Source organism: Fortiea sp. LEGE XX443 (genome assembly GCF_015206815.1).
GTDB lineage: Bacteria > Cyanobacteriota > Cyanobacteriia > Cyanobacteriales > Nostocaceae > Nostoc_B.
In genome coordinates, this window is the sequence record NZ_JADEXZ010000015.1 from 43,442 (window position 1) to 57,507 (window position 14,066).

Annotated in this window: 11 protein-coding genes; all 11 read right to left on the reverse strand. The window is 44.3% G+C overall.

What is annotated here, in order from left to right:
* Positions 1-65: 65 nt before the first annotated feature.
* Positions 66-1,385, reverse strand: a complete 1,320-nt coding sequence (gene nifN / locus IQ259_RS08545) for a nitrogenase iron-molybdenum cofactor biosynthesis protein NifN (protein ID WP_193883635.1) — start codon at positions 1,383-1,385, stop codon at positions 66-68.
* Positions 1,385-2,824 carry a nitrogenase iron-molybdenum cofactor biosynthesis protein NifE gene (gene nifE / locus IQ259_RS08550; RefSeq protein ID WP_193883637.1) on the reverse strand — a complete coding sequence of 480 codons (1,440 nt, stop codon included), beginning with the start codon at positions 2,822-2,824 and terminating at the stop codon, positions 1,385-1,387. Before nifE ends, nifN begins: the two co-directional genes overlap by 1 nt.
* A gap of 422 nt (positions 2,825-3,246) precedes the next feature.
* On the reverse strand, positions 3,247-3,564 hold the full coding sequence (locus tag IQ259_RS08555) for a Mo-dependent nitrogenase C-terminal domain-containing protein (RefSeq protein ID WP_193883639.1): 318 nt from the start codon (positions 3,562-3,564) through the stop codon (positions 3,247-3,249).
* A 138-nt stretch (positions 3,565-3,702) separates the two neighbouring features.
* The gene (gene nifK, locus IQ259_RS08560; protein WP_193883641.1) at positions 3,703-5,241 is read right to left on the reverse strand and encodes a nitrogenase molybdenum-iron protein subunit beta; all 1,539 of its coding nucleotides are present in this window, start codon (positions 5,239-5,241) and stop codon (positions 3,703-3,705) included.
* 201 nt (positions 5,242-5,442) lie between these two features.
* Positions 5,443-6,936 (reverse strand): nitrogenase molybdenum-iron protein alpha chain, encoded by a 1,494-nt coding sequence (gene nifD / locus IQ259_RS08565; protein ID WP_193883643.1) that lies wholly within the window; start codon positions 6,934-6,936, stop codon positions 5,443-5,445.
* 187 nt (positions 6,937-7,123) lie between these two features.
* On the reverse strand, positions 7,124-8,011 hold the full coding sequence (gene nifH / locus IQ259_RS08570) for a nitrogenase iron protein (RefSeq protein ID WP_193883645.1): 888 nt from the start codon (positions 8,009-8,011) through the stop codon (positions 7,124-7,126).
* A gap of 320 nt (positions 8,012-8,331) precedes the next feature.
* Positions 8,332-8,691 carry a group 1 truncated hemoglobin gene (locus IQ259_RS08575; protein ID WP_193883647.1) on the reverse strand — a complete coding sequence of 120 codons (360 nt, stop codon included), beginning with the start codon at positions 8,689-8,691 and terminating at the stop codon, positions 8,332-8,334.
* 302 nt (positions 8,692-8,993) lie between these two features.
* Positions 8,994-9,908, reverse strand: coding sequence for a Fe-S cluster assembly protein NifU (nifU, locus tag IQ259_RS08580; protein ID WP_193883649.1), 915 nt, complete (start codon positions 9,906-9,908; stop codon positions 8,994-8,996).
* A 97-nt stretch (positions 9,909-10,005) separates the two neighbouring features.
* A complete protein-coding gene (gene nifS / locus IQ259_RS08585) occupies positions 10,006-11,208 on the reverse strand; it encodes a cysteine desulfurase NifS (protein ID WP_193883651.1) in 1,203 nt (400 codons plus the stop codon).
* Between the two features lie 2 nt (positions 11,209-11,210).
* Positions 11,211-11,558: a 4Fe-4S binding protein gene (locus tag IQ259_RS08590; RefSeq protein WP_193883653.1), complete on the reverse strand. Its 348-nt coding sequence runs from the start codon at positions 11,556-11,558 to the stop codon at positions 11,211-11,213.
* 115 nt (positions 11,559-11,673) lie between these two features.
* A complete protein-coding gene (gene nifB / locus IQ259_RS08595; RefSeq protein WP_193883655.1) occupies positions 11,674-13,116 on the reverse strand; it encodes a nitrogenase cofactor biosynthesis protein NifB in 1,443 nt (480 codons plus the stop codon).
* Between the last annotated feature and the right edge of the window lie 950 nt (positions 13,117-14,066).

The following is a 14,066-nucleotide window of genomic DNA, read 5'->3' on the forward strand; positions in this document are numbered from 1 at the left end:
GCGCGGGTTCCCCGCGTTGAGCAAACTTCGGGAGAGCGCAGAGAAAAAGAGTGTTTGTTAGTTTACTAAACATCACCAAAAAAGTGTTTGACTCGCTCTTCTTCAGCTTCTAAAAAGAGGTTGCCAATGCCAAATAAAAGCTCCATCGTGCCGCGATAGCCAACTTTTGTAAATAGACCGTTACCTAAACGGTCGTAAATGGGCAAGCCTAAACGATAAAGAGGAATCGACAGACGTTTTGCGATCGCTCTCAGGTTAGAATTACCAATCAGTAAGTCAGAGCCTACGGCTAGTTCTTCAAAGTCTTCTAAATCGCCGATGGTGACGCTTTTGATGGGGAGTTTTTCGAGTAAGGGCGATCGCGTGGTGGTGACGGCTGCGTGAATTTGACATCCCATCGATTGCAAGAAGCGCACTGTCGCCCACAACAAATCAGGTTCGAGGGCTAGGGATACTCGTTTTGCACCAAAATAAAAGTGCGTATCCAGCATTGCATCTTGCAACTGGCGACGTTGGCGACGATATTTTTCGGGTACTGGGTTGCTGCTCAAAATCGATAATGCTTGTAGAAATTCATCTACAGCCTCCAAGCCAGTCAGTTCACCAAACACTTCGTAGGGAATGTTAAACCGTTCATCCAGAATTTTGGCAGCCCCCCGCATACTTTCGCCCAAAGCGATGGTGAAGGCAGAACAACCTACTTGTCGTAGTTGTTTAACACTTGTACCGCTACCTGTGACAGGGCTATAGTTATCTTCTAAGTGACCATCTAAAGAAGCACCAAGGTCAGGTACGAAGATTGGTTCTAGTCCAAAAGCGGTGACAATTTCTTTGATTTCTTGTAAGTCGCCTGGGGTAAAGGCAGAACCAGCCAAAATTGTGACTTGTTCGCTTCTGATACCCCCTGCTTGGGGAATTTCTTTAACGATACTTTCAACAGCAGTAGCAAAACCATCTTGTAATGCACCTTTAAAATCTGGTGTTGGTGCAAAGATGACGGGGATATGATCTAATTCTCGATGGCGATCGCGGATATCCTTCAAGAAGCGCTCAATGTCATCGCCTCTGGTTTCAGTTAACCCAGTGCTACACAAACCAATAATTTCTGGTTTGGCCTTCTCTACTAAGGTGAGAATTGCCTGTTCCACATTATCTTCGCCACCCAAAATGGTAGTCACTTCCGTCATGGCTGTAGTGGCTAGGGGAATCGCTTCCCGAAAATGCCGTACAAGCACAACTTTGGCGAAGGCGGTACACCCTTGAGAACCGTGGAATAGAGGTATCATTCCCTTTAATCCCAAAAAGGCGAGGGATGCACCTAAAGCTTGGCTTTGCTTAAGGGGATTAACTGCAACTGATTTTTCGGGAACGGTGACGATCGCCATTAAAATACCTCTTCTATTGACGCAGAAAACATGTCATCTGCTGACAAACTAAAATTATTCAAAGTCCCTGCTTCTTCATCCCAAGGGGCGGGTCTGCGGATTTGATCCCAGATGGGGCTGTAGAGGGCTTCATATAATTCCCGTGCCATCTCCAGCATTCCTGCATAGCCAGCATAAGGATGATGACGTTCTTGGTTGATGTCCAGGAAAGGAATCCGTGCTTTCAAGGCTGTGTATTGGTTACGACCACCCGCAATCAACATATCGGCGTTTGTGTCTTTGACCAATTGCAGCAATTCCTGAGCGTTACCTTTCTCTAGCATCATGCCATCTGTACCGATTAAGCGCTTGATTTTCGCCTTATCTTCCTCCGTACTCTTGCGGGTGCTAGTAGCCACAACTTCTATTCCCAAATCCTTAGCGGCGGAGATAATAGACCAACTTTTCACACCGCCAGTATACAGAACCACACGCTTACCCTTGAGGCGGGCGCGATAGGGAGCTAAAGCAATATCTAAAGCCGCCGTTTCTTGGGCAATTAGCTTTTCTGTACGTGCTTGCAAATCAGAGTCGCCCAACTTCGCAGCCACATTCCGCAAACAACGATTTATATCATCAATGCCATAAAAAGACTCTTCAATGTAGGGAATCCCATATTGCTCCTCCATCTTTCTCGCCATATTGAGCAACGCCCGCGAACAAATCATCACGTTCAACTTGGCACGGTGAGCGTAACAAATTTCTTGATAACGTGCATCACCCGTGATTTTTGATAGTACGCGGATGCCTAATTTTTCAAATAAAGGCAGGACTCCCCACATTTCCCCGGCGATGTTGTATTCGCCAATCAAGTTAATATCATAGGGTGTTGTAAATTCCGGTTCTGCTGTTCCGACAACATAATCTAATAAAGCTTCACCGCCAAAACGGTTGCCCAAATTCTTACTACCAATAAATCCTGGAGCAATCACTGGGACAACAGGAGTCCCAATTTTTTCTGCCGCCGCTTTGCACACAGCATTGATATCATCCCCAATCAAAGCCGTCACACAAGTAGCGTAGACAAATACAGCCGTTGGGTTGTAGCGCTGATGAATTTCCAGAATTGCCTTGTAGAGCTTCTTCTCACCACCGAAAATCACATCATTTTCAGTCATATCGGTAGTGAAACCCATCTTATAAAGCTGGGGGCCAGAAGAGAGACTACCGCGACTACCCCAAGAATTACCCGCACAGGCGATCGGGCCGTGAACCAAATGCGCCGCATCAGTAATTGGTACTAGAGCAATCATCGCCCCATCAAAAGCACAGCCCCCTTGAGCCGCCCCAGGTTGCGCTTGTTGAGCGCAAGACTTATTTTTCTTTTCGCCTTTTTTTTGCTGATTATGTTCGCATCCTGGCTCACTCAGCAGCTCGTTAACTTTCTTTTGGGTGTTCATCTCTTTTCTCGCGCTGGATCGACGTTGGTGATTGTCAGTTGTTAGTTATTAGTTATTAGTAATCAGTTATCGATTTACTGATAACTGATTGCTGCTAACTGAGTAATGAGTAACAAAATTCTTGCAAAAATCTTCTTCATACCAGACACACAAACTTATTTATCGGCGTGCATCTGTGATTCATTCCTATAACATCGACTTTTACAAGAAACTTAAAAGTATTGTTTACTACGAATGACAAAAAAGTTTCTTTCTCTCTCCAAACACGCCTAATTCAACTGTGAAACTTTTTGTTCCTTATCTTTGCCTACTTCTTTGCGAGACACTGCGCGTTGGCAAAAGCCTCTCGTAGAGAATGCAGTTAGTCAAAAAAGACCCTTTCACAACTTCCAAGAATTGGAATAACTGCCAAAATCAAATCATTAGCAAATGTACTTTGTGATATCCTCACCACATTCATCAGCGAGGTAAGACAAAGCCCGAAAACGCAAGCCAACAAACTCATCATAGAGAGGATTAAGTTTGCACAAAGGTGGAATATGGAAACTCCGCCCAAATAAACTAATAGTTTGCTCAAAAGGACAACAGCAAGGAATTACCTGGCAAATCAAATGAGCAAAGCGATAATTTTTAACTTTAATGCCGTCCACCAAACGACGTAAAGGATTAAGTAGAGGAGACTTTTTATAGTTAGGTGGATGGTAATTAACGTGAGAGTGAGTGTGATTGATGCTGTCCATGATAGAGATGTTGAATAAAGAGATAGGTAGGTTGAAACTTGAGTATTTTTTATAGGAATTGGGGATTGGGAATCAATTATTCCCTAGTCCCCAGTTCCTAATCCTTAGCTGTTCTTAGCAAGCTAGGAGCCGCAATTCCTAACGAATCAAGTCGAAGGAGATATCGGTTTTACCAGTGATGTTGGTGTTGCGATCCATTTCATCCAACAGGGTGTTAACAACCCAGTTGAGGATATTTAGACCACCTTGGTAGCCGAGAGTAGCGTAGCGGTGTAAGTGGTGGCGATCGAAGAGAGGATAACCAATCCGCACCATTGGGATGTTGGTATCGCGCCACAGGTACTTACCGTAGGAGTTACCAATGAAGAAGTCTACAGGCTCGGTGAACAACAAGGAACGGAAGTGCCACAAGTCTTTTTGAATCCAAACTTTAGCTTCTTTACCGAATGGACTAGCGGCGAGGATAGCTTCCATTTCTTTCTTGAAGGTTTCATCACCGTTGTTGCAGAGGATGTGTACAGGTTCTGCACCCATTTCTAACAAGAAGCTAGTAATGGAGATGATCAAATCTGGATCGCCGTAGATAGCGAATTTCTTACCATGAATCCAAGCGTAGGAGTCAGTAATTGCATCTACCAAACGACCGCGTTCAACTTCTAATTCCGCAGGAATGGCTTTACCAGTCAATTCAGAGATACCAACCAAGAAGTCGTCAGTACCTTTAACACCGAAGGGACGCAGAACTTTTGTTTCTTGCTTCCATTGAGTGGAGATATACTCACGGGTCTTAGGTGTGGTGTAAGCTTGGAGAGCTACTGTTGCTTTAGCGTTGATAGAATCAGCCGCATCTTCTAGCTTTGTACCACCTGGGTACATATCGAATTCACCAGTGTTGGGTGAATCAAAGTAATCGCTGCTGTCAGAAAGAATGGTGTAGTCAACATCCATTGCACCCAACATCCGCTTAACTTCGCGGTTGTTAGCTACATAGGTATCAAAACCGGGGATGATGTTAATTTTGCCGTTGCTGGTAGCTTTTTTCTTGCCTTCTGTCAGGTTCAACAAAATTCCCTTCATCATGTTGTCGTAACCAGTGATGTGGGAACCTACAAAGCTGGGGGTGTGAGCAAAGGGAACTGGGAAGTCTTGAGGAATAGAACCAGCATTCTTAGAGTTGCTGATGAATGCACCCAAGTCATCACCGATAACTTCTGCCATACAGGTGGTACAGACAGCAATCATCTTAGGCTTGTACAATTGGTATGAAACTTGCATACCTTCAATCATGTTGTTCAAGCCGCCGAATACTGCTGCGTCTTCAGTCATGGAAGAAGACACTGCGGAACAAGGCTCTTTATAGTGACGGCTGAGGTGGGTACGGAAGTAAGCCACACAACCTTGAGAACCTTGAACGAAAGGTAGAGTACCTTCAAAACCCAAGGCTGCAAACATTGCGCCTACAGGTTGACAACCTTTAGCGGGGTTAACGGTTAAAGCTTCACGAGCGAAGTTCTTTTCCCGGTAGTCCCAAGATTTTGTCCATTCAGAAACCCGTGCAACTTCTTCGGGAGGGTGAGCGCCTTCAAAGTTCTTTCTCTTGTTTTCAAATAGCTCGGTGTACTCTGGCTGTTTGAATAAATCAACGTGATCTACAATTTTGTCAGGATTTTGTGGCATTTGTGTATCTCTCTACGCTTGCTGGTTGATTTGGTAATTAAGGTGTTGGGAAAGCCTGGGGCGATCGCTCCTACCAAGAGAGTCACGAGTGATGAATCATGAATAATGAATAAAATTATTCATCCAGCATTCAGCATTCACCATTCTTCCCTGGGTTCCTGGAGCAAAAACCCCAGGCTATCCATCTATTATTTTTGGGAATTAAGCAGCAGCTTTAGTCTTAGCAGCAGCTTTCTTCCAAGGAGCGCCAATTAATCCCCAAGTTGGGCTGTTGAGTGCTAAATCCATATCACGGGCGAAGATAGCGAATCCGTCATAACCGTGATAAGGGCCGGAGTAATCCCAAGAGTGCATTTGACGGAAGGGAAGACCCATCTTTTGGAAGGCGTACTTCTCTTTAATACCAGAAGCGATTAAGTCAGGCTTCTTAGCTTTAACGAATTCCTCGAATTCGTAGGCGGTAACGTCATCGTAAATGATGGTGGCGTTATCAATATAGTGGGTAGTACGTTTGTAGTCGTCGTTGTGACCGAATTCGTAACCAGTACCGACAACTTTGATACCCAAATCTTCAAAAGCGGGAACAACGTGACGAGGACGTAGACCACCTACGTACAACATAACGGTGTTACCTTCCAAGCGAGGACGGTATTTATCAAGTACCGCAGTCATCACTGGTGTGTACTTAGCGATTACCTTCTCAGCGTTTTCTTGAATCTTAGAGTCAAATTTAGCGGCAATTTCACGTAAAGATGCAGCAATCTTGGTGGGGCCGAAGAAGTTGAATTCCATCCAAGGCATACCATAATTTTCTTCCAAACTACGGCAGATGTAGTTCATAGAACGGTAGCAGTGGATCAGAACTAACTTAGCAGCAGGGCCTTGAATTAACTCGTTGAGAGTACCGTCACCAGACCACTGAGCTACAACACGCAAGCCCATTTCTTCTAATAACATGCGGCTTGCCCAAGCATCACCACCGATGTTGTAGTCGCCAATTAGGGCTACATCATATTGGCTTGGCTCGAAGTCAAGTTTGTTATCTTTTTTGAGCTTGTCGTATTCTGGGAAAATCCAGTCACGGATAGCATCGTTAGCGATGTGGTGTCCTAAAGATTGGGATACACCGCGGAAACCTTCGCAACGTAGGGGTACAACTGGTTTACCAATTTGCTTAGAAGCTTTTTTAGCAACTGCTTCGATGTCATCCCCGATTAGACCAATGGGACATTCAGATTGAATGGAAATACCACGGTTGAGGGGGAACAGGATTTCTAGTTCGTCGATGATTTTGGTTAATTTTTTGTCACCACCGAACACGATGTCGCGTTCTTGGAAATCGGAGGTGAAGTGCATAGTACCAAAGGAGTTGATACCTGTGATACCTACATAGTAGTTACGACGACCAGACCAAGACCAGTAACCGCAACCTACAGGGCCGTGGCTGATGTGGATCATGTCCTTAATAGGGCCCCAAACCACACCTTTAGAACCTGCGTAAGCACAACCACGAGCGGTCATTACACCAGGAATGGATTTGATGTTAGACTTAACGCCGCAATCGGATTTTTCTTCTTCGTGGACGTTGAGGTGTTTCTCGCGCTTTTTGCGAGATTTTTCGGGATAAGCTTTCAGAACTTCTTGAATAAGTTCCTTATTTTCATCTACAAGATTCTTGTTGTCAGGAGGTGTCATAGTCTGCCTCGGTTACTGTTACGGATGGGGAAAGGGAGGGAAAAAATGGAGAGGAGAAGAATGAAGGCTGAAGGTTAAGGTTCAAAGCTGAAGGTTAAAGGCTGAAATATTCTAGATTTCATGCTTTACACTTCATACTTCACACTTCATACTTCACACTTTCCTTGTCTCCTAATGACGAGATTACCTATTTGGTAGCTTCTGCGGGCTTACCGATGATTTCTGCGTGCTTGCTATCGTCATCGAGGATACCGTATTCAATCAACAGTGCTTCTAGTTCATCCATTTCTATGGGTGTAGGAATGGTGAGTTTGTCGTTGTTGATAATCTTCTTAGCTAATGCGCGGTACTCTTGACCTTGGTTGCTGTCTGGTGCGTACTCGTTAACGGTCATCCGACGCAATTCTGCGTGTTGAACGATGTTGTCACGGGGTACGAAGTGAATCATTTGGGTGTTCAACCGTTTTGCCAAGGTTTCGATGAGTTCGTGTTCCCGGTCAGTTTTACGGCTGTTACAAATCAAACCACCCAAGCGTACACCACCGGAGTGAGCATACTTCAAAATACCGCGAGCGATGTTGTTTGCAGCGTACATCGCCATCATTTCACCGGAGGTAACGATGTAAATTTCTTGTGCTTTACCTTCACGGATAGGCATAGCGAAACCACCGCACACAACGTCACCCAATACGTCGTAGGATACGAAGTCTAGGTCTTGGTAAGCACCGTTTTCTTCGAGGAAGTTGATGGCGGTGATGATACCACGACCGGCGCAACCTACACCGGGTTCTGGCCCACCAGATTCTACGCACTTAACACCACGGAAACCGGTCAACATGACTTCGTGGAGTTCTAAATCTTCTACCGCACCGCGTTCAGCAGCCAAGTGAAGCACAGTTGTTTGAGCTTTGGCGTGGAGCATCAAACGGGTGGAGTCAGCTTTAGGGTCGCAACCTACAATCATGATGCGTTGACCCATTTCTGCCATAGCTGCCAAGGTGTTTTGGGAGGTGGTAGATTTACCAATACCGCCTTTACCGTAAAAAGCTATCTGTCTAATTCTTTCTTCAGTCATGGTTTCTATTCCTGCAATTGGTTGGTTTAGTGGGTCTTTGGGTTTGTCTGTGGGCTTCTCACGCCTGTTGAGCTATGGCTGTGAGGGTTTGTAGAACGATCGCTTAGGCACATGCCGGAGGCGATCGCTCTACAGCAAAATTGGTGGGTATTGGTGTCATAATGATTCGGGGTTAAAATTTTATTTAGCCTTTGTCATTTGTTGTTGATTAGGCAAATGACAAAGGAATTACACACTTTACAAATACGCCATAATCTGGAGAAACTGGGAACGCTAGGTAAGACTTGACTTAGCTATTCGTCATCAATACGTCAGTCCTACTACTTGTTCAAAATAGCGCCTTTCAAGCTGGAAACGCGATCTAACGCAGCTTTGGTGTCTTCTGCTGATGCTCCACCTACAGCCATCGCCTCAGTTAGGTGCTTGGCGATCGCATCGAAGTGTTGTTCCTGTAAATTCATACCTGTGTGGGTTTTGTCCATTGGGCGACCAGTGTATTGCTTTGGCCCTTCAAATATCAGAGAGAAGAAAGCAATTTGATGCGCCCGCTGTTTCGCCATATCTGTGTTAGCGAAAAATGCTTTGAGGGTGTTGTCTGCGACAATGCGTTTGTGTAAATCATCAACTATTTTCTCAATAGTCGGTTGTCCGCCAAGTCTGTCATACAATGTTGCACTCATATCCTTTTCCTTTGAAGCGTGTTGGATAATGAAATTGCAGGTAGGCGCTGAATACCTTTCTTTGCCTATGTGCTGTTAGCTGTTCGTTGTCAGTAGGAATCAAACATTGATGGGAAAACAATTGTATCGGTCAAATCCTACTTTCTGTTCTTATAGCAGGTGACAGGTAACAGAGGACAGGTGACAGGGTTAAAATCCCTTTGAAGTAAGGGTTTTGTGATTTGTTGATGTCCTCATCTATGTGGCTACTGCTATAGCTACTGCACATCAAGGTGTATTTGTGCTGTGGGTAAAATTTAGAGTTATGGCTCGACTGCTACTACTACTATGTCTTTGCTGATGCGATCGCGCAGTCTCGATTCAATCGCTATCTTTAAAGTGGCGGTGCTGCTAGAACATGAACCGCAAGCACCTTGGAGGATAACTTTGACGTTATTTCCTTCTATGTCGTAGAGTTCAACATCTCCACCGTCAGCGATCAAGACTGGTCTGACTTCTTCGTCAAGAACTTTTTGAATTAGAGCAATCTTTTGGACGTTGGTTAGTGGTTTTGTTGCTATCTGACCAGAGTTAAGAATTTCTGGAGTTTCTATGCTGTTATTGCCGTTTTTACTAGCTGTAGCGACTTCTTGTTTAACTTCCTTAATAATATCATCAATTTTTGTTAAACAGGAACCGCATCCGCCACCAGCTTTGACATAATTTGTTACCTGCTCCGCACTGGTGAGGTTATTTTCTTTCACCACCCGACGAATCTTAGTATCGCTGATCCCAAAGCAGGAGCAAATTAAAACGCCTTCGTCATCGTCGTCATGGGCAGCGAGAGGAATGCCACGATAGTTATAGATTGCGGCTTCTAGAGCTTCCTGCCCCATAACTGAACAGTGCATTTTAGCTTCAGGTAAGCCGCCGAGGTAATTGGCAATATCTTTATTAGATACTTTCAGGGCTTCATCTAGAGTTAAACCCTTAACCATTTCGGTCAATGCACTAGAAGAAGCGATCGCACTGGTACAGCCAAAGGTTTGGAAACGTGCATCCAGAATCTTATCAGATTCTACTTCCACTTTTAGGTGCAGTCTCAAAGCATCGCCGCAAGAAATACTACCTACTTCTCCTGTTGCAACCTTAACTCCAGGTTCGCTGGTTTCTTCAATTGTTCCCTGATTCTTGGGATCGTAAAACAGTTCTAATACTTTATCTGTGTAGTCCCACATATTAAGTTCCGAGTGCTGAGTGGAGAGAGGTGACAGGTGATAGGTGACAGGTGACAGGTGATAGAAAATTATCTGTAACCTGTTCCCTGTAACCTATTTATCGATGTGCTAGTGTTTGTTCTTGGGATTGCAACCAACCTGCGTCGTCGTTTTTGAATGGTGACAGAGCGCGTAGACGTTCTACAATTTCGGGCATGACTTCAATGACGCGATCGATTTCAGCGTCGGTGGTGTAGCGACAAAGACTGAAGCGAATGGAACCATGCAGAGTTGTGTATGGTAAACCCATTGCCCGGAGAACGTGGGATGGTTCGAGTGAACCGGAGGTGCAAGCGGAACCTGATGAAGCACAGATACCGTATTTATTTAACAACAGTAATATAGCTTCACCTTCGATATATTTAAAACCGAGGTTGGTGGTGTTGGGCAATCTATTTTTGGTATCGCCGTTAACTTCACAATCAGGAATTTTATTGAGGAGAGTTTGTTCCAGGCGATCGCGCAACTGTCTTTCTCTTTTGGTTGCTTCTTCTAAATGTAGCAGTTCTAATTCGGCTGCTTTACCTAAAGCGACAATACCCGGAACATTCTCTGTACCCGCGCGGCGACCGCGTTCTTGGTGTCCACCAATCAGTAAAGGACGGAATCTCACACCCCGGCGCACATACAATGCACCGATACCTTTGGGTGCGTGGATTTTGTGACCAGACATAGTTAACATATCTATGGTGCTGGCCTTCATGTTCAGGGGTAGTTTACCCACTGCTTGCACTGCATCAACGTGGAACAGTGCGCCCCGTTCTTTAACTCGTAAGCCAATCTGCTCAATTGGAAAAATCGTGCCTGTCTCGTTGTTGGCATACATGATTGTTACCAAGGCGGTGTTACCTGTCAGCGAGGCTTCTAGTTCATCTAGATCCAACTGTCCTTGACTATTCACTGACAGATAAGTAACACTGTAACCTTGGGTTTCCAGTTGTTTGCAGACATTCAACACCGCTGGGTGTTCTACTTGGGTGGTGATGATGTGGCGCTTTTCTGGTTGGGCTGACAATGCAGCACGAATAGCGGCGTTATCTCCCTCTGTTCCACAACTGGTAAAAACAATTTCTGATTCATCTGCTCCCAAAAGGGCGGCCAATTGTTCTCTGGCTGTTTTGACTGCTTTAGCCAGTTGCCCACCAAAGGTGTGCATACTTGAGGGGTTGGCGTAATATTCGGTTAAGTAGGGCATCATTGCCTCTACGACTTGTGGATCTACCCTAGTGGTAGCATTATTGTCTAGATAAATGATGCTCATTCTTATACCCCTAAAATTTCACCCTGATGTTTTTGCAATTGTTCTGAGAACTTCCGAGAATAACAATCAAACCAACGTTCCCAATAATCTTGTTTTTTTGTTAATTTCCCTATAACGCGATTATATTTAGCAAACCAGCTTTCCCAATAATCGTTTGTCTCTTTAATGCAACCATCACAGGTTGGGCAACCAGCTTTACATTGAGGCACTGTATAAATGCTCCCAACACAGTTTGTGCAAAGTGCGGGGTCAATCCAGTGGATACCGTCAACTATTTTAATTGCGCCAGTGGGACATACAGACTCACAGAGATTGCAAGAAATACACTGGCCAGTAATCTTATAAGCCATGATTATTCTCCTTGCGAATGAGGTGACAGGTGATAGGTGATAGGTGATAGGTGACAGGTGATAGGTGATAGAAAATTATCTGTAACCTGTAACCTATAACCTGTAACCTATTTCCCTATTTCCCTAATTCTTGGATGTATTGCTCGTAAAACTCTAAAGCAACCTTCTCGATTACGTCGTAAGCTTCAACGGTCTGTATGCCAGCTTCGTGCAATTTTTCTTTAGGACAGTTGCCAATTTTGGAAACCAACACGGCTTTACAATCTGCAATTGTCTTCATGATATTGTCTGCGGTCGCTTCTTCACCGTATCCACCTTGACAATATTGATCAATCTTACGGTGACTAACGAAACGAACTTCACTGCCATCCACTTCGTAAATTTGAAATTCTTTAACATGTCCGAAGTGTTGGTTAACTAATCCGCCGCCTTTGGTTGCAACTGCAACTAAGATTTTTGGATTGTTAGCACTTTGTGGTTTGCCTGTTTTTGCCTTTTCTTTGGCTGCTTTAATTTCTTCTCTAAATTTCTCAATACCTTCGTGAACTTCTTGGCGTTTGCTGAAGTCGTACTCTGGAGACATTTCCAAGAAATTCTCTTTAGTGAATTCTTGACTGCGGTCTTCACCCAATAATCCGATCGCATCAGCACGACATTGACGGCAGTGGCGCATCATTTTCATGTTGCCGGCACACTGGTCTTGCACTAACTTGAGTTCTTTGGATGAGGGGCCGCGTTGACCTGTTAAGCCGAAGTGTGTGCCGTGTTCTGGTGCAGAAATCAAAGGCATGATGTTATGCAAGAATGCACCACGCTCACGAATTGCCTTGTTGACTTCAACTAAGTGCTGGTCGTTGATTCCGGGAATCATCACGGAGTTAACTTTGCACAGAATGTCGGCTTCTCTTAGAGCTTGTAAACCTTCTAGCTGCTTTTCGAGCAGGATTTTGGCTCCTTCCACGCCTCTGTAACGCTTGCGCTTATAGTGAACCCATGAGTAAATCTGCGCGCCGATTTCTGGGTCTATGGTGTTAAGGGTGATAGTAACGTGATCTATATTTAATTGTTTAATGCGATCGATGTATTCAGTTAGCATTAAACCGTTGGTTGATAAGCAAAGCTTGATATCTGGTGCTTTGTCTGCAATCAACTCAAAGGTGCGGAATGTTTTGTCTGGATTAGCTAGGGGATCGCCAGGGCCAGCAATTCCCAAAACTGTCATTTGGGGAATTTTGCCTGCGATGACTAAAGCTTTGTGGGCTGCTTCTTCGGGGGTAAGTAACTCGCTAACTACGCCAGGACGGCTTTCGTTGGCACAGTCATATTTGCGGTTGCAATAGTTGCATTGAATGTTGCAAGCAGGTGCAACGGCAACGTGCATTCTTGCATAGTGATGGTGAGCTTCTTCGCTGTAGCAGGGATGTTTAGCAATGCGTTCTTGGAGCTTTTCGTCCATTTCCACGGTGGCGCTGCTTTTGCTGTCGCATCCGCAACCACCAGATTTTGCTTGGGTAGGTGTCGATTCAGTAACGGAGGAGCCTGTAACCTGTGGTGTCATTGAATTTCGCAAATGTCGGTGGACTAAGCTGCCACTGTGGGAGATGCCGTTGCTATTTTGTCTGCCCTAGAATGGAAGTCGCGGCTGCCGCACTGCCCGCAAGAGTGCATCCTTTGGTTGTAGCAAAGCTACTTGGTGGGTAACTTTGCTGATGACAGCAGGCTATAAGTCCTTGTTCTTCGGCTGGTGTGTGTCAACTTTTTGGTCTTGGGTAGAGTTGGTGTGTACAGCCGCAACTTCGATTCACCGAGGCATGGTGCTATCTCATCCCTCCACTCACTTTTGGCTCTTTGTTTTGCTTGGAGCTTTAAGTGATTGGCGATATATGATTTATAGCAGCCGTTTTTTCGATTGCCTGGCCGTTACTTGTGGATAGAATTTATTGGATTTATTACATTTGTACTCAAATCTGGAAACCTTGATATTGAGCCATAAAAAAATTTATAATTTTTTTTTCGGGTAGGGGTTCTAGTATTTTTAAGTCAGGGTTCTAGTATTTTTAGAGTGGGGTTTAGGATTTCTTTGTACTCAGCTATAACCCAATATCAGCAAAGCTTTTCAGCTATTTTTTGCTGATTTCAGGATACAAAAAAATGTACTCAACTACCCCTTGCATCTTGCTGAAAACGTCGAGTTGGCAAGGATTTAAGGGGAAAAACTGGAGCAGATTACTTCGTACTACTCCAGATACGTGCGAAATTCAATTCTGTATACAACATATCATTTTTTTTTAGAGAAAAATGTAATTCACATTTTCTTAAGTTTTCTCAGTTTAATGAGATTAAATAGCACTGAAGAGTATGATTGTGTTAGGTTTCAAGGTTTTCTGCTCCAGGTAAATTAATGAAGATATTTTGCAAAAATTAACGTTTTTATATAAAAAGAAAAATATTTTGATATTGAATTAGCAGCATATCTAACAGATAGCATAAAAAGTTAAGTGCGTCACA